Origin of the sequence: Bradyrhizobium archetypum (genome assembly GCF_013114835.1) — a bacterium.
Taxonomy (GTDB): domain Bacteria; phylum Pseudomonadota; class Alphaproteobacteria; order Rhizobiales; family Xanthobacteraceae; genus Bradyrhizobium; species Bradyrhizobium archetypum.
In genome coordinates this window covers 148,158-161,810 of record NZ_JAAVLW010000011.1, presented here as the reverse complement: position 1 = coordinate 161,810, position 13,653 = coordinate 148,158, and the positions used below count along the sequence as shown (strand labels likewise).

The following is a 13,653-nucleotide window of genomic DNA, read 5'->3' as shown; positions in this document are numbered from 1 at the left end:
AGAATGAAGAAGTGTCTCGCTATCGCCGCGCTTTTGCTGGCGAGCACCGTCACCGCCGCGCAGGCGCAGTACACCTTCGAGTATAACGGCCGCACCATTACGATCGATCCTGATCGCGGCACCGTTTCCATTCCGGGCGTCTACGACAATACCGGCAAGAAGAAGCGCGCGCGTGGCGAGGAAGGCGATCTTGATCGTCCGAGCAGGAAGGTCCCGCAGCAGGCGAAGACCGCTCCGCAGGCCGCACCCGAAACAGCGCCGGCGCCGGCGGCGCCGCCAGCAACAGAACAAGCGGCTGCCCCTGCGGCGCCGGCACCTGCCGCCCCTGCTCCGAGCGCTCCTGCCGCTGCGACGGCTACGCCGTCAACCGCGACCGCAGCCGTTGCGCCGACCGATGCTGCTGCGCCTGCGCCGGCAGCGCCTGTTGCGCCTCAAGCGCCACAAAACGCTGCTCCGGCAATCGAGCCGCCCGCCCCCGTAGCCGCGCCGCCGCAGCCGCAACAGAAACAGGCCGCGGCCCCCGCCGCTTCGATGGCTCCGCCCGCGAACTCACCGATCGGCGTGTGGCTGACGGAAGAAAAGGAAGGCAAGGTGCGGATTGAACAGTGCGGCGCCAACCTCTGCGGCTATTCCGTCGACAAGAAGTCGAACCAGAACGGCGAGCAGGTCTTGATCAACATGAAACCCGGCAAGGACAAGTGGAGCGGCCGGATTCTCGATCCGACCACCGGCAGCACCTACGATTCCACGATCGCCCTCAAGGGTACCGACAGCCTGCGCGTTCAGGGCTGCGCCTTCGGCGGCATGTTCTGCGGCGGCCAGACCTGGACCCGCGTCAACTGATCGGCGAGCATTGCTGCGCACGCGAACCAAGCCCTGCCATCCCGCGGGGCTTTTTCACGGATTCGCCGCGTGACGACAATCACTGTCGTCAGGGAAGCGCTGTGAGAGCATGACCGTGTCCAAACCAAAGGGGCACGTCATGCTAAAGTCTCGGAAATCCGTGGTCGCCGTTTCGCTGCTTGCTGCACTAGGCCTCGCGACACCATCTGCAGCCGCAACATTTGACGGCGACTGGAATGTGCAGATCGCCTCGTCGAACGCCGCCTGCAGCAGCGTCGCTTCGGTCTCGATCGGAATCAGCAACGGTCAGGTCGCCTCCCACAACGCCGCCATCACGGCCTCCGGCCGCGTAGCCGAAGCCGGCTCCATCCGCGTCACCCTTGCCAGCGGCATGAAGCGCGCGGTCGGCTCCGGCGTTCTCACTGCTACGTCAGGATCAGGCACATGGCGCGCAGCGCTGTGCTCCGGCACCTGGACCGCGCAGCGGATGTGAAGCAACGGCCCGCTCAGCCGACCTTCTCGGCGTACTCCGCGTCGGTCACGTGCTCCATCCAGGTGACATAGCTGCCGTCGAGCGCTTCCTGCATGGCGATGTGGGTCATGCTGTTGGTCGGCGAAGCCCCGTGCCAATGCTTCTCGCCCGGCGGAATCCAGACGACATCGCCGGGCCGGATTTCCCTGACAGGTCCGCCCTTGGCCTGCACCCGGCCAATGCCTGAGATCACATACAGCGTCTGCCCGAGCGGGTGGGTATGCCACGCCGTGCGGGCGCCCGGCTCAAACGAGACGCGCGTTGAAGCCAGCCGCGCCGGCGCCTCGGTCTGGATGATCGGATCCTGCAGCACCGTGCCCGTAAAATAGTCTGACGGCGCCCGGCGTGTCGGCCGGGACCCAGCGAGATGGATTTCCATAGGGTTGCCTCTGCCTGTTGACGTTACTTCTTCGTAGCGGCGTAGCGCGCCTTGGTCTCGGCGTTCATCGGATAGAGACCGGGCAATACCGCGCCGTTGTTCACCTCGTTGACGATCCAGGCTTCCATCCGCTCCTGCTCCGGCCCCTCGGCCAACACGTGATCGAGCAGCGCCTGCGGGATCAGCACGGCGCCGTCCTGGTCGGCAACCACGATGTCGTTTGGAAATACCGCAACCCCGCCGCAGCCGATCGGCTCGCCCCAACCGACGAAGGTCAGCCCGGCCACGGAAGGCGGTGCGGCGAAGCCATTGCACCAGACCGGAAGATTGGTGCCGAGCACGCCTTCGACGTCGCGCACCACGCCATCGGTGATCAGCGCGGCAACGCCGCGCTTGACCATGCGCGCGCACAGGATGTCGCCGAAGATGCCGGCGTCCGCGACGCCCATGGCGTCGACCACGGCAATGCAGCCGGCCGGCATGGCTTCGATCGCGGTGCGGGTCGAAATCGGTGACGACCAGGATTCCGGCGTGGCCAGATCCTCGCGCGCAGGCACGAAGCGCAGCGTAAAGGCCGGTCCCACCAGTCGAGGCTGGCCGGGCCGCAGCGGTTTGGTGCCGCGCATCCAGACGTTTCGCAAACCCTTCTTGAGCAGCACGGTGGTGATGGTGGCGGTGGATACGCCGGACAGGGTTGCGATGGCTTCAGGGGACAGGGACATCTGGAATGCAGGCTCCGCAGGGTGAGAAAGGTAGCGCATCTTGCGAAGCGCTGACATCGCGTCAAGGGGCCTTGGAGGGAGGCGCGATCACAACAATTTATCATCGGCATGCAGATTAATTTATTGAACTTACTGGCGGATTTCGCGCGAAGCGAATTCCACTCTCGTCCAAAACACGCTACAGATTGAGGTCAGCACAAGAGCTCTAGAGGCCATGGTCGCCACGCCACCCCCGCCCCGCCTTTTGCCGAGTGGCGACAGCGCCATCACGGTGGAATTCAGCCGCAACATCGACGATGCCGCCAACCGGCGGGTGCTGGCGCTCGACCGCGCGCTCGCTGCCGAACCCATTGCGGGCGTTGTCGAGACCGTGCCGACCTACCGTTCGCTGCTGGTCCATTACGACCCCGTCCAGATCGATTTCGACAGGCTCGGCAAAGAGATTCTCGCCTTCGCGCAACGGCCGGTACCGGCAACGACAAAGTCCCGGCGTTGGCGCATTCCGGTCGTCTATGGCGGCGAGCACGGCATCGATCTGGAGGATGTCGCCAAAACCCTCAACACCACGCCGGACGAGATCGTGGCGCGGCATGTCGCCGGCGACTACCGGGTCGCCATGATCGGCTTTACCCCCGGCTGGTCCTATCTCAGCGGGCTCGCGGACTCCCTGCACATGCCGCGGCGGCAGAACCCGCGTTTGCTGACGCCGGCCGGCACCATCTCGATCGGTGGCGTGCAGACCGGTGTGCAATGCCTCGCCGGCCCGAGCGGCTGGCATCTTTTGGGACGAACCGCGGTCCGCACCTACCAGCTCCATCGCGATCCGATCTTCCTGCTCGAGCCGGGCGATAACGTCATCTTTACGCCGGTCGACGCCAAGACGTTTGCGGAGCAGGATCGTGCTGCCGAAGCCGGTGAAATCATCGCCGAGCAGATCGCCTTATGAGCAAGCTCGTCATCGCATCGATCGGCCCGGCAAGTTCAGTGCAGGACGGCGGACGTCCCGGCGCCCAGCGCTATGGCCTGGTGCCGAGCGGCGCGATGGACCGGCTGGCGCTGGCGGCTGCGAATACGCTGGTTGGGAATGAACCGTTCACGGCGGCCGTCGAAGTCGGCCCGTTCGGCGCAAAATTCACCGCGCGGGGCGGCGCAGTGCGCGTCGCGCTGGCGGGAGCGCCGCGCAATGCCGACATCGCCGGTCGCGCAGTGGCATCGGATGCCTCCGCATCGCTTGCCGATGGCGAGACGCTGACGCTCGGCTTTACCCGCGGCGGCTCGTTTAGTTATCTCGCGGTCGAAGGCGGCATTGCCGGCGAGCCGATGTTCGGCAGCCTCGCCGTCAACGCACGCGCGGGCCTCGGCAGCCCCTATCCGCGCCCGCTGCAGGCCGGTGACGAGTTGCAGACGAAGGCGGCAAGCGGCGCGCCGGAACGGCGGATCGAACTGCCGGCGGCGACCGACGCGCCGATCCGCGTGCTCTGGGGTCCGCAGGACGATGAATTCGCCGACGAGACCAAAAAGCTGTTCATCGACAGCGAATGGAAGATATCGGCAACCAGCGACCGCATGGGCTACCGACTCGAGGGCCCCGTGCTCAAGCACCTCCACGGCCACAACATCGTGTCCGATGGCACCGTCAACGGAAGCCTCCAGGTGCCCGGCAATGGGCAGCCGATCGTTCTGATGCCGGATCGCGGCACCAGCGGCGGCTATCCAAAGATTGCAACCGTGATTTCGGCCGATCTCGGCCGATTGGCGCAGATCCCCGCCGGACGCGCCTTTCGCTTTCGCGCCGTCAGCATGGCGGAAGCGCAGGCGGAAGCACGCAAATTTGCCGAGTTGCTGCGCGCCCTGCCCGAGCGTCTGCGGGAAGCCGAAAGCGTTGATCTCAACGTCGATGCGCTGCACGATGCCAATGTCGCGGGCCACGCTGTCAGCGCAGTCGACGCCGGAACCTGGCACGCGGTATTCCCGGCCGACGCGGCAGGCCCGGACTGAGCACCAATCCACTCACGAGAAGCGGACCAGCACCATGACCTCTATCGATCTCAATTGCGATCTCGGCGAAGGATTTGGCGCGTGGGAGATGGGCAATGACGCTGCGATGATCGAGCTTGCAACGTCGGTGAACGTCGCCTGCGGCTTTCATGCCGGCGATCCCGACATCATGCGACGCACCGTTGAGCTTGCGAAGGCGCGCGGCGTCAGTGTTGGCGCCCACCCGGGCTATCGCGACCTGCACGGTTTCGGCCGGCGTCCAATTCCAGGCTTGAAATCTTCGGAGATCGAGAACCTGATCGCCTACCAGATCGGCGCGTTGCAGGCGATTGCGACTGCGGCCGGCTACAAGGTCACCCACGTCAAGGCGCACGGCGCGCTCTCCAACGTCGCCTGCGAGGACGACATGACCGCCAAGGCCATTGCCAATGGCATCAAGGCCGTCGATCCCAATCTGATCTTCGTGGTGCTCGCCAATTCCAAGCTGGTGCAGGCGGGCGAAGCCGCCAACCTGCCGATGGTACACGAGGTGTTTGCCGATCGCGCCTATGAGGACAATGGTTCGCTGGTATCGCGCAAGAAGCCCGGCGCCGTACTGCATGATGCCAAGGCTATCGCCGATCGCGTGGTGCGAATGGTGCAGGATGGCGCGGTCGTGTCTGTCACCGGCAAGGTCATCAAGATGCGCACCGATACGGTATGCATTCACGGCGACACGCCGGGCGCCGTCGACATCGCCCGCGGCGTGCGTCAAGCGCTAAAGGATGCCGGCATTATGGTGGCGCCGTTCAAGACGGCTTCAGCCTAGAACGGATGGACCGAGAGCGTGCCAAACAGGATGGCGGCGATGAGCGCGAACGCGCTGTAGAGCGCAGCGGTATGAAAGCCGGTGCCGGAACGGCGGGACACCGAACGTGCGTAAAGATGCAGGCGGGCTTCCGCCGATAGTTCGCGCATAATCGATCTCCAACGCGGCATGACTGCATATGGAATATCGATCGCGCCCGGATGCAAGATGTCCGCCGAAATAGCGATATGGGCGCTCCGGCGAACTCCCTTTCAAGCGGAAAATTCTCTCGGTCCCGACCGGGGCGAGAATTTTATTCGGGCCGATTTGAGCCAGCCGGAACCCGAATTGGTAAATATCCAGCAGAAGCTGGCCGCCCTGAAGGGCGGCCCAAACGTTAGACCCTCGGATATCGGGAGTGGTTAGGGCTTCCAATGCCCAATCGTAAAGGCCGAAAGGTGCCCGGCGATGTCCCCGGGGTCGAACGCGGGACCGGCAAAAGCGCCGATCGCGCTGGAAGCGGACGTGGCCCCCGGACGTCCCATGGCGTCGTCGTAGAGATCGGGCCTGAACACCGCCATGGCGGTTCGAAGCGCATCCGGCCGCATCTCTGTCTGCCCCCAGCGCACCATCTGGGCGTAGAGCCAGGCGGCCTGCGCGGGATCGGGCCGGCCCGCCCCTTCGCGCCCGACCAGGAGATAGCGGCTGCTCTCGCGCCGCGCCCCGTCGGGCGAAACCTTCAGCCGGCCATCGAGGGTGCGCTGGATCACCTCGGCGCCGACGCCGAGCCGTTCGGGCCGCGCCAGGACGTGGGCGGCCTCGGCACGGTTCCCGGGATCCTCGATGTACTCGGCAGCGTGGGCAGCCGCGCGGATCAGGGCTGCCAGCACCTCGGGGTTCTTTTCCGACCACTTTTGCCTGACCGCCAGAACCTTTTCTGCCGCGCGCACCAGGATATCGGAGACGAAATGCAGAATGTGGCCGACGCCGAGATCGACGGCGACCGAGTTCCAGGGCGCGCCGACACAGAAGGCATCGACATGACCGTTGGCGAGGCTGTCCACCATGTAGGGCGGTGGCAGCACGACGAGGCGAACGTCCTCGTCGGGATCGACCCCACCTGCCGCCATCCAGAAGCGGAGCTGATAATTGTGGGTGGAGAACGGGAACGTCATGCCAAAGGTCAGCGGTTCGGCGCCGCTCTTGCGCCTGGCGGCCACGACGCGGGCGAGCGCCAGTGCGGTCGCCATGGGGTCGACGGCGTCGCCCTCGATCTCGCTCATGATCGCTGCGTGCAGTGCCGGCGACACCGTGATCGCATTGCCGTTGAGGCCCAGATTGAACGGCGCCGCGATCGGCACCTTGACGTGGCCTAAGCCCAGGCTCGAGGCAATCGCGACCGGCGCCAGCAGATGCGCCGCATCGAACAGGCCGATATTGAGCTTGTCGCGGACATTGGACCATGACACTTCCCGCACCAAGGTGACGTCGAGCCCTTCGGCGGCGGTAAACCCCTTGTCGACGGCGATGATCAGCGCGGCGGCATCGACCAGCGGAATGAAGCCGATATGCAGCGGTGTTTTCATTTCAAAAGCTCCGACGCGGTCAGGATCGACTGCGCGATCTCGCCGATTTTCTTTTTCTCGCGCATCGCGGTGGAGCGCATCAGCACGTAGGCCTCGTCTTCGGTGAGGCCCTTCACCTTCATCAGGATTCCCTTGGCGCGGTCGATCACCTTGCGTTCCTCCAGCGCAGACTTGGTGCGGTCGAGTTCGTCCTGCAGCTTCGAGAAGGCGTTGAAGCGGGAAATGCAGAGATCGAGGATCGGCTTGATCCTCTCCTTCTTCAGGCCGTCCACGATATAAGCGGAGACGCCGGCATCGACGGAGGCCTGGATCGAGGCTGCGTCGCTCTGGTCGACGAACATCGCGATCGGCCGCCGCACCGCCCGGCTGACCTGGAACATCTGTTCCAGAACATCGCGGCTGGGGTTTTCCAGGTCGATCAGGATGACGTCGGGATCGAGGGCATAGATTCGCGCCAAAAGGCTCTGCATTTCGCTGATATGCACGACGCCGGTAAAGCCCGCCTCCCGCAGTCCCTCTTCCAGGATTGCGGCCCGGATCGGGCTTTCGTCGACAATGACGATTTTCGGCGACGACTCAGCGCTCATCGATCAACTCTTTAGCCCGGCAGGGCTTCATAGCACGTCAGAAGCCGGCGCAAAGCCTTGTAATTATGGACAATTGGGACTAGTTCGTGCACATCAATCAGGCAGATTTAGATATGCAACAGGCCGCTGCGCCCAAAGTCAGCTTTGTTTCACTTGGGTGCCCCAAGGCGCTGGTGGATTCCGAGCGCATCATTACCCGGCTGCGCGCCGAAGGCTATGAGTTGGCGCGCAAACATGACGGCGCCGACATCGTCATCGTCAACACCTGCGGCTTCCTCGATAGCGCCAAGCAGGAATCGCTCGGCGCCATCGGCGAGGCGATGGCCGAGAATGGCAAGGTCATCGTCACCGGCTGCATGGGCGCGGAACCCGAGCAGATCGAGGCGGCCTATCCCGGTGTGCTCTCGATATCGGGCCCGCAGCAATATGAGAGCGTGCTGGAGGCTGTGCACCGCGCGTTGCCGCCGGTCCATAACCCGCATCTCGATCTGGTCCCGCCGCAGGGCGTCAAGCTGACGCCGCGGCACTACGCTTACTTGAAGATTTCCGAAGGCTGCAACAACCGCTGCAGCTTTTGCATCATCCCCAAGCTGCGTGGCGACCTGGTGTCGCGGCCGGCCAACGACGTGCTGCGCGAGGCAGAGAGGCTGGTCGCAGCAGGCGTCAAGGAACTGCTGGTCATCTCACAGGATACGTCGGCTTATGGCGTTGACGTGAAGTATGCGGAAAGTCCCTGGAAGGACCGCCAGGTCCGCGCAAAATTCTTCGACCTCGCCAAAGAGCTCGGCGAGCTCGGCGCCTGGGTGCGGCTGCAATATGTCTACCCCTACCCGCATGTCGACGAAGTCATCGGGCTGATGACCGAAGGCAAGGTCCTGCCCTATCTCGACATTCCCTTCCAGCACGCGAGCCCCGACGTCCTGAAGGCGATGAAGCGTCCCGCCGCGCAGGAAAAGACACTGGCGCGGATCAAAAAGTGGCGCGAGGAATGTCCTGACCTGACGCTGCGCTCGACCTTCATCGTCGGCTTCCCCGGCGAGACCGATTCCGACTTCGCCTATTTGCTCGATTGGCTCGAAGAAGCCGAGATCGATCGTCTCGGCTGCTTCAAATACGAACCGGTAGCGGGCGCCGCCTCGAATGCGATCGAGAATGTCGTGCCCGACGAGGTCAAGCAGGAGCGCTGGAATGCGCTGATGGCCCGGCAGCAGAAGATTTCCGCCCGCCGCCTCAAGCGCAAGGTTGGCACAAGGCAGCAGGTCATCGTCGACGAGGTCGGCCCGACGGTCGCGAAGGGTCGTTCAAAGGCCGACGCGCCGCAGATCGATGGCGCAGTCTATCTCAGCAGCCGGCGCCCGCTGAAGGTCGGCGAGATCGTCACCGCGAAGATCGAGCGGTCCGACCAATATGATCTGCACGGCAGCGTTGCGGGGTTCTGAGCCAACCAACGCCGCTTGACACGGCCCGCCGTTCGGCTGTATGGGCCATCGCATGAAACTGAACCGGACCAACCGCCGCGCCTGCCTGCGTCGTCGCTCCCGCGACGATGATGGGTTGCGCCGTGTCCGACGACAATGCTGATTAGCTAATTTCAGCCAAGTTGCGAGAAGGCCGCACCCTCAAAGTGCGGCCTTCTTGCGTTTCGGCATCACCTTTCACCCCAGCACCACCCAGAGGAGATCGACATGACTGACGCCACCCATCCGTTCGACGCGCTGATGGAGATTACCGCTCGCCCGCCGGTGGTGTTCGTCCGCGGTGCGGGCTCCTATCTCTGGGACGATTCCCGCAAGCGCTATCTCGACTTCGTGCAGGGCTGGGCTGTCAACGCGCTCGGCCATTCGCCGCCGGCCGTTGCGGAAGCGCTTGCCGCACAGGCCAAGCGGCTGTTGACGCCGAGTCCAGCCTTCTACAACGGCCCCAGCCTGCAACTCGCCAAGGCGCTGGTCGAGAAGAGTTGCTTCGATCAGGTCTTCTTCGCCAATTCCGGCGCGGAGGCCAACGAAGGCGCCATCAAGCTCGCGCGGAAATACGGCACGAAATACAAGAACGGCGCCTTCGAAATCATCACCTTCGCAGGCGGCTTTCACGGCCGCACGCTCGCGACCATGTCGGCATCGGGCAAGAAGGCGTTCGAGCCCTTGTTTGAGCCGAAAGTATCCGGCTTTAGGAAGGCCAAGCTCAACGACTTCGATTCAGTGAAGGCGCTGATGTCGGATAACACGGTTGCCGTGATGCTGGAGCCGATCCAGGGCGAGGCCGGCGTCTGGCCCGCGACCGATCAATTCTTGACGGAGTTGCGGACGCTCACCAAGGAGCACGGCCTGCTGCTGATCGTCGACGAGATCCAGACCGGCATGGGGCGGACCGGCAAGCTGTTCCACTACGAGCATGCCGGCATCGAGCCTGACATCATGACGCTCGGCAAGGGCATCGGCGGCGGCGTGCCGCTGGCCGCCCTGCTCGCGACCAAGGAAGCGTCGTGCTTCGAGCACGGCGACCAGGGCGGCACCTTCAACGGCAATCCGTTGATGTGCGCTGCCGGGCTTGCGGTGCTCGAGGCGGTTTCGAAGCCGCAATTCTTGAAGGCGGCCGCGGATGCCGGCCTGTTTCTGGAAAGCGAATTGCAGAAGCTGTCGGCGCGGCATGGTCTCGGCGAGGTCCGTGGCCGCGGGCTGCTGCTGGCGCTCGATCTCAAACTGCCGATCGGCCCTGCGATCGTGGCCGAGGCGCTTGCGGACGGCGTGCTCATCAACTCGCCGCAGCCCGACGCGCTGCGCTTCATGCCGGCGCTCAATGTCACGCGCGAGGAGATCTCGCTGATGGTTGATTGCCTGGACGCGATTTTGGTGAAGACAGGGGCGGCGCGGCGGGTGGCGTAGTCTCTCCTGTCATTCCGGGGCGATGCGCAGCATCGAACCCGGAATCTCGAAATTCCGGGTCTGGTGCTAGCGCACCATCCCGGAATGACCACGACAACGTCCGGCCGCAAGATCGCAGCCGACGAAGGCAAGGTTCCGTAGCTCAATGGATAGAGCATCGCGTTGCGGGTGCGAAGGTTCGAGGTTCGAGTCGTCGCGGGACTACCACTTTGCTGGTTAACTAGAGCGCGGACTAATTAGCACGCAAGCAGATGCGGATTGCCAGGTAGTTGGCCGCTATCTCGTATCGTGTCGCGACACGCCGACATTGCTTGATCTTGTTGAAGAACCGTTTGAATTTACTTCTGCTCTCGGCGCGACAAGGGACCCGGCCGGGCTTGCTGCCGGATCGAGCCCGTCGCGAATGACCCAACGCGGATATCCGAGTCGCTGGTTTGGCCGGATTGTTTGTGCGACATTCTGGCCAACATGGACGTCTTTTGAAAGGGCGTGGGATCTTGTAGGCTTCTTTGCAGCTGCTTTCGAGACGTGCCGACGTCTCCGTTCGCGTCGAATGGCAGCAGGGAATGCCGTCGGCTGGCATCGCACTCTCAATAAACCGACAGTCCTATTGTGCCGGTCTCTCACCGAGCGCTAGCCGTGCGCGCGGGCAACGAGATGCTTCAATTGAGCGCAACAAGGGAGTGCTGCTCATGATCAGAAAAACACATCCCGAACTAGGCGATCCGGCGGCGGGCAATGGAATTCTAAGCCGTCGCGTCTTTCTTGAAGGCACGCTCGTTGTCGGTGCGACTGGTGCGGGCTTATCCTGCGGATCGGCAGAACCCCTTGCGGTGCAGCCATGGATGAAGGTGCCGGGTCCTGGATTTGCGGGCTATGGCCAGCCGTCACCGTTCGAGAGTAAGGTGGTCAAAGTGTTTCCGCCGCCCCCGAACCCGCCCGGGGTCGGCGCGTCACGCACGCCGCTGCACATGCTCGAAGGAATGATCACGCCATCCGGGCTGCATTTCGAACGTAGCCATTCCGGCGTCCCAGAAATAGATCCCGATCAACACCGGCTGGTGATCCATGGACTTGTGAAGCGCCCGCTTGTGTTTACGGTCGAAGCGCTGTCGCGCTATCCGATGCAATCGCGCATCGCCTTCATCGAGTGTGGCGGCAATAGCCTAGCGCTCAACGCGCCTCAGGCCCAGCCGCTCAATGTGGCGGCTATTCACGGCCTGCTGGGTTGCTCGGAATGGACCGGCGTGCGGCTCTCCACTTTGCTCGATGAAGCCGGCATCGAACCTGAGGCGCGCTGGGTGATCGCTGAGGGCGCTGATGCTGCCGCCATGAGCCGTAGCATCCCCCTCACCAAGGCGATGGATGATGCGCTGCTCTGTCTCTATCAGAACGGAGAGCGAGTGCGGCCTTCGAACGGCTATCCGGTGCGGCTGTTGCTGCCTGGTTTCGAGGGCAACATGAATGTGAAGTGGCTGCGCCGGCTCAAGCTGACTGCCGGCCCCGCCATGACCAAAGACGAAACATCGAAATACACGATCCTGCTCAAAGACGAAAAGGCCTGGCAGTTCGTGTTTCCGATCGAAGTCAAATCCGTCATCACGCGGCCGTCGCCGGGGCTCGCGCTGAGGGGACCGGGATTCTACGAGATTTCCGGGCTTGCCTGGTCGGGCAACGGCAGCATCCGGCAGGTCGACGTGTCGGCTGACGGCGGACGAAGCTGGGCGCCGGCGGCTTTGCAGGGCCCGATCCTGCCAAAGGCGCCCGTGCGCTTCCGCACAGCGTGGCAATGGAACGGCGGTCCCGCCGTGCTGCAGAGTCGCGCCACTGACGATACCGGCATGGTGCAGCCAACGCGCGCGCAGTTCGCGGCTGAGCGCGGCTTTCGTGGGGTCTACCACTACAACGCCATCGCAAGCTGGCGAATTGACGAGATGGGGGAGGCCAGCAATGTTTACGCTTAAACCCATTGCAGTCTGTGTATCCATGCTGACCATCGCACCGGCGGCGCTGGCCCAAGCCCCGCAGCTCGGGCAACCGATCGCGCCGGCCGATATTGCCCCGTGGGACATCAGCATCGGACCGGATGGCGCAGGTCTGCCGCCTGGCCAAGGTACCGCAATCGAGGGTGAGGCCATCTATGTAGCGAAATGTCAGGCCTGTCACGGCGAGAAGGGAGTCAGGCCCAATGTCGCGCTCGCTGGAGCGCTCGTCGGCGGCATGGGCACACTGGCGCCGGATAAAACACCGATAAAAACTGTGGGAAGTTTCTGGCCGTATGCAACAACCCTGTTTGACTATGTCCGTCGTGCAATGCCATTCCAAGAGTCAAAATCGCTCACCGCGGACGAAGTCTACGCAGTGTCGGCCTACATCCTCAATCTCAACGGGATCATTGGGCCGAACGATGTAATCGATGCGCACTCGCTGCCGAAGGTGAGAATGCCGAACCGGGACGGGTTTATCCCGTTCCCGCGCAATCCGAAGTAGCTGCGGAGCCGGACCTTTCTCCGATTATGGCCCATCGCGACGGGTTTGGCAGGTCTCGCTCAGGTCGCCTTTCGCAGGCAGAGCTGACATGATTTGCTCGCCGGGAGCATTACGGCTTGTGACCCAAAGGCGACGATCAACGCCTCTTCGGAGCCTGCATGCCGACTTTGCGACATTACTAGCTTATAGTACCTTCTATGAGAGGGGCGGCGACGTTCTTGATGTGCCGCGCAGGATCGGCAGCCAGCCAGGCCATTGCAGCGGGCCCAACCCAGAGCGAATTGTCGGGCTTGCCAACATTTGCAGAGCTGGACGGGTTGGCCGGTGCTTTGGGAGATCTCGAATAGCGCCACCTGACAATAGAGTTGCGATAGGTATTCTTGATCGCACGAGAAAGCACTTTGTATCGACCCTCGACGCTCTCTGTGGTCTTCTTGTCCGCCAGTCCGGTCCCGATCGCAAGACGGCCGTCTGTTATCGCCGTATCGGTGATCGAGCTTCTTAGGAACTGAATGGTTGCGTACTCTGATCTGCAATACCAATCGTTGGCAGTGGGCATGAAATCGGCAGCAAGCTGCCGCAGGTCCTCAGGGGACCAAATTATGCAGTAGCTACCGACAGCGAAGATATCTCGAGTTGTTAAGGGAGTGGCAGACTTCCAACGCGGACCGTCTATGAACAGGACCGCCGGGTCCCGCAGCAGCTCGCTGACCAGAACAGCCTCGTCATCCGGGTGCATCACGAACCGTAGCTGGCTTCTCACAGCTTTTGATCTCTAACGTCCATGTTGAACAATGCTCGATCCCCACTGATCAGCCAAGCGGCCATTGAGACCGCTCAGGCCAAT

15 protein-coding genes, 1 tRNA gene and 1 pseudogene are annotated in these 13,653 nt (G+C 63.2%); 10 read left to right on the top strand and 7 right to left on the bottom strand.

What is annotated here, in order from left to right; all coding sequences use genetic code 11:
• Window positions 1–3: 3 nt before the first annotated feature.
• Window positions 4–843, top strand: coding sequence for a DUF2147 domain-containing protein (locus HCN50_RS29830; RefSeq protein WP_171713448.1), 840 nt, complete (start codon window positions 4–6; stop codon window positions 841–843).
• A 139-nt stretch (window positions 844–982) separates the two neighbouring features.
• Entirely contained in the window at window positions 983–1,336 is a 354-nt protein-coding gene (locus HCN50_RS29825; RefSeq protein WP_171713447.1) for a hypothetical protein, read from the top strand.
• A gap of 13 nt (window positions 1,337–1,349) precedes the next feature.
• Here HCN50_RS29825 and HCN50_RS29820 read toward each other — a convergent pair whose 3' ends face one another.
• Both HCN50_RS29820 and HCN50_RS29815 read right to left on the bottom strand, forming a co-directional pair.
• Window positions 1,350–1,754, bottom strand: a complete 405-nt coding sequence (locus HCN50_RS29820; protein WP_171713446.1) for a (R)-mandelonitrile lyase — start codon at window positions 1,752–1,754, stop codon at window positions 1,350–1,352.
• A gap of 23 nt (window positions 1,755–1,777) precedes the next feature.
• Window positions 1,778–2,476, bottom strand: coding sequence for a ribonuclease activity regulator RraA (locus tag HCN50_RS29815; protein WP_171713445.1), 699 nt, complete (start codon window positions 2,474–2,476; stop codon window positions 1,778–1,780).
• A gap of 214 nt (window positions 2,477–2,690) precedes the next feature.
• Here HCN50_RS29815 and pxpB point away from each other — a divergent pair, with 214 nt between their 5' ends.
• Genes pxpB through HCN50_RS29800 form a run of 3 tightly spaced genes read left to right on the top strand, consistent with a single transcriptional unit; the run spans window position 2,691 to window position 5,282 of the window.
• Window positions 2,691–3,422, top strand: a complete 732-nt coding sequence (gene pxpB / locus HCN50_RS29810) for a 5-oxoprolinase subunit PxpB (RefSeq protein ID WP_171713444.1) — start codon at window positions 2,691–2,693, stop codon at window positions 3,420–3,422.
• Window positions 3,419–4,474 carry a 5-oxoprolinase subunit C family protein gene (locus HCN50_RS29805; RefSeq protein WP_171713443.1) on the top strand — a complete coding sequence of 352 codons (1,056 nt, stop codon included), beginning with the start codon at window positions 3,419–3,421 and terminating at the stop codon, window positions 4,472–4,474. The genes pxpB and HCN50_RS29805 overlap by 4 nt, the downstream gene beginning before the upstream one ends.
• Window positions 4,475–4,508: 34 nt before the next feature.
• Window positions 4,509–5,282 (top strand): LamB/YcsF family protein, encoded by a 774-nt coding sequence (locus HCN50_RS29800; RefSeq protein ID WP_171713442.1) that lies wholly within the window; start codon window positions 4,509–4,511, stop codon window positions 5,280–5,282.
• Here the strand turns inward: HCN50_RS29800 and HCN50_RS29795 are convergent.
• From HCN50_RS29795 to HCN50_RS29785, 3 genes are all read right to left on the bottom strand, one after another.
• A complete protein-coding gene (locus tag HCN50_RS29795; protein WP_171713441.1) occupies window positions 5,279–5,431 on the bottom strand; it encodes a hypothetical protein in 153 nt (50 codons plus the stop codon). The two genes, HCN50_RS29800 and HCN50_RS29795, sit on opposite strands and share 4 nt — an antisense overlap.
• A 252-nt stretch (window positions 5,432–5,683) precedes the next feature.
• Complete coding sequence (locus HCN50_RS29790) at window positions 5,684–6,847, bottom strand: CmpA/NrtA family ABC transporter substrate-binding protein (RefSeq protein WP_171713440.1); 1,164 nt, start codon at window positions 6,845–6,847, stop codon at window positions 5,684–5,686.
• Window positions 6,844–7,434, bottom strand: coding sequence for an ANTAR domain-containing response regulator (locus HCN50_RS29785; protein WP_057852587.1), 591 nt, complete (start codon window positions 7,432–7,434; stop codon window positions 6,844–6,846). The genes HCN50_RS29790 and HCN50_RS29785 overlap by 4 nt, the downstream gene beginning before the upstream one ends.
• Window positions 7,435–7,547: 113 nt before the next feature.
• Here HCN50_RS29785 and rimO point away from each other — a divergent pair, with 113 nt between their 5' ends.
• The 3 genes from rimO to HCN50_RS29770 all read left to right on the top strand — a co-directional run bounded on the left by rimO (window position 7,548) and on the right by HCN50_RS29770 (window position 10,523).
• The gene (gene rimO / locus HCN50_RS29780; protein WP_171713439.1) at window positions 7,548–8,873 is read left to right on the top strand and encodes a 30S ribosomal protein S12 methylthiotransferase RimO; all 1,326 of its coding nucleotides are present in this window, start codon (window positions 7,548–7,550) and stop codon (window positions 8,871–8,873) included.
• Between the two features lie 246 nt (window positions 8,874–9,119).
• Complete coding sequence (locus tag HCN50_RS29775) at window positions 9,120–10,316, top strand: acetylornithine transaminase (protein WP_171713438.1); 1,197 nt, start codon at window positions 9,120–9,122, stop codon at window positions 10,314–10,316.
• Between the two features lie 131 nt (window positions 10,317–10,447).
• Window positions 10,448–10,523, top strand: a tRNA-Arg gene (locus tag HCN50_RS29770).
• Window positions 10,524–10,548: 25 nt separating this feature from the next.
• Here HCN50_RS29770 and HCN50_RS33925 read toward each other — a convergent pair.
• A pseudogene (locus tag HCN50_RS33925) lies at window positions 10,549–10,653 on the bottom strand (IS5/IS1182 family transposase); the annotation flags it as partial.
• Between the two features lie 355 nt (window positions 10,654–11,008).
• Here HCN50_RS33925 and soxC point away from each other — a divergent pair.
• Both soxC and HCN50_RS29760 read left to right on the top strand, forming a co-directional pair.
• Window positions 11,009–12,280, top strand: a complete 1,272-nt coding sequence (gene soxC, locus HCN50_RS29765; RefSeq protein ID WP_171713437.1) for a sulfite dehydrogenase — start codon at window positions 11,009–11,011, stop codon at window positions 12,278–12,280.
• Window positions 12,267–12,806: a c-type cytochrome gene (locus tag HCN50_RS29760; RefSeq protein WP_171713436.1), complete on the top strand. Its 540-nt coding sequence runs from the start codon at window positions 12,267–12,269 to the stop codon at window positions 12,804–12,806. The genes soxC and HCN50_RS29760 overlap by 14 nt, the downstream gene beginning before the upstream one ends.
• A gap of 178 nt (window positions 12,807–12,984) precedes the next feature.
• Here the strand turns inward: HCN50_RS29760 and HCN50_RS35060 are convergent, their stop codons facing one another.
• Window positions 12,985–13,569, bottom strand: a complete 585-nt coding sequence (locus HCN50_RS35060; protein ID WP_512699172.1) for a DUF8467 domain-containing protein — start codon at window positions 13,567–13,569, stop codon at window positions 12,985–12,987.
• Between the last annotated feature and the right edge of the window lie 84 nt (window positions 13,570–13,653).

Excerpts from the sequence above, each read along its gene's own strand:
- HCN50_RS29830 (WP_171713448.1), top strand. The coding sequence starts at position 4 with ATGAAGAAGTGTCTCGCTATCGCCGCGCTTTTGCTGGCGAGCACCGTC.
- HCN50_RS29825 (WP_171713447.1), top strand. The coding sequence starts at position 983 with ATGCTAAAGTCTCGGAAATCCGTGGTCGCCGTTTCGCTGCTTGCTGCA.
- HCN50_RS29820 (WP_171713446.1), bottom strand. The coding sequence starts at position 1,754 with ATGGAAATCCATCTCGCTGGGTCCCGGCCGACACGCCGGGCGCCGTCA.
- HCN50_RS29815 (WP_171713445.1), bottom strand. The coding sequence starts at position 2,476 with ATGTCCCTGTCCCCTGAAGCCATCGCAACCCTGTCCGGCGTATCCACC.
- pxpB (WP_171713444.1), top strand. The coding sequence starts at position 2,691 with ATGGTCGCCACGCCACCCCCGCCCCGCCTTTTGCCGAGTGGCGACAGC.
- HCN50_RS29805 (WP_171713443.1), top strand. The coding sequence starts at position 3,419 with ATGAGCAAGCTCGTCATCGCATCGATCGGCCCGGCAAGTTCAGTGCAG.
- HCN50_RS29800 (WP_171713442.1), top strand. The coding sequence starts at position 4,509 with ATGACCTCTATCGATCTCAATTGCGATCTCGGCGAAGGATTTGGCGCG.
- HCN50_RS29795 (WP_171713441.1), bottom strand. The coding sequence starts at position 5,431 with ATGCGCGAACTATCGGCGGAAGCCCGCCTGCATCTTTACGCACGTTCG.
- HCN50_RS29790 (WP_171713440.1), bottom strand. The coding sequence starts at position 6,847 with ATGAAAACACCGCTGCATATCGGCTTCATTCCGCTGGTCGATGCCGCC.
- HCN50_RS29785 (WP_057852587.1), bottom strand. The coding sequence starts at position 7,434 with ATGAGCGCTGAGTCGTCGCCGAAAATCGTCATTGTCGACGAAAGCCCG.
- rimO (WP_171713439.1), top strand. The coding sequence starts at position 7,548 with ATGCAACAGGCCGCTGCGCCCAAAGTCAGCTTTGTTTCACTTGGGTGC.
- HCN50_RS29775 (WP_171713438.1), top strand. The coding sequence starts at position 9,120 with ATGACTGACGCCACCCATCCGTTCGACGCGCTGATGGAGATTACCGCT.
- soxC (WP_171713437.1), top strand. The coding sequence starts at position 11,009 with ATGATCAGAAAAACACATCCCGAACTAGGCGATCCGGCGGCGGGCAAT.
- HCN50_RS29760 (WP_171713436.1), top strand. The coding sequence starts at position 12,267 with ATGTTTACGCTTAAACCCATTGCAGTCTGTGTATCCATGCTGACCATC.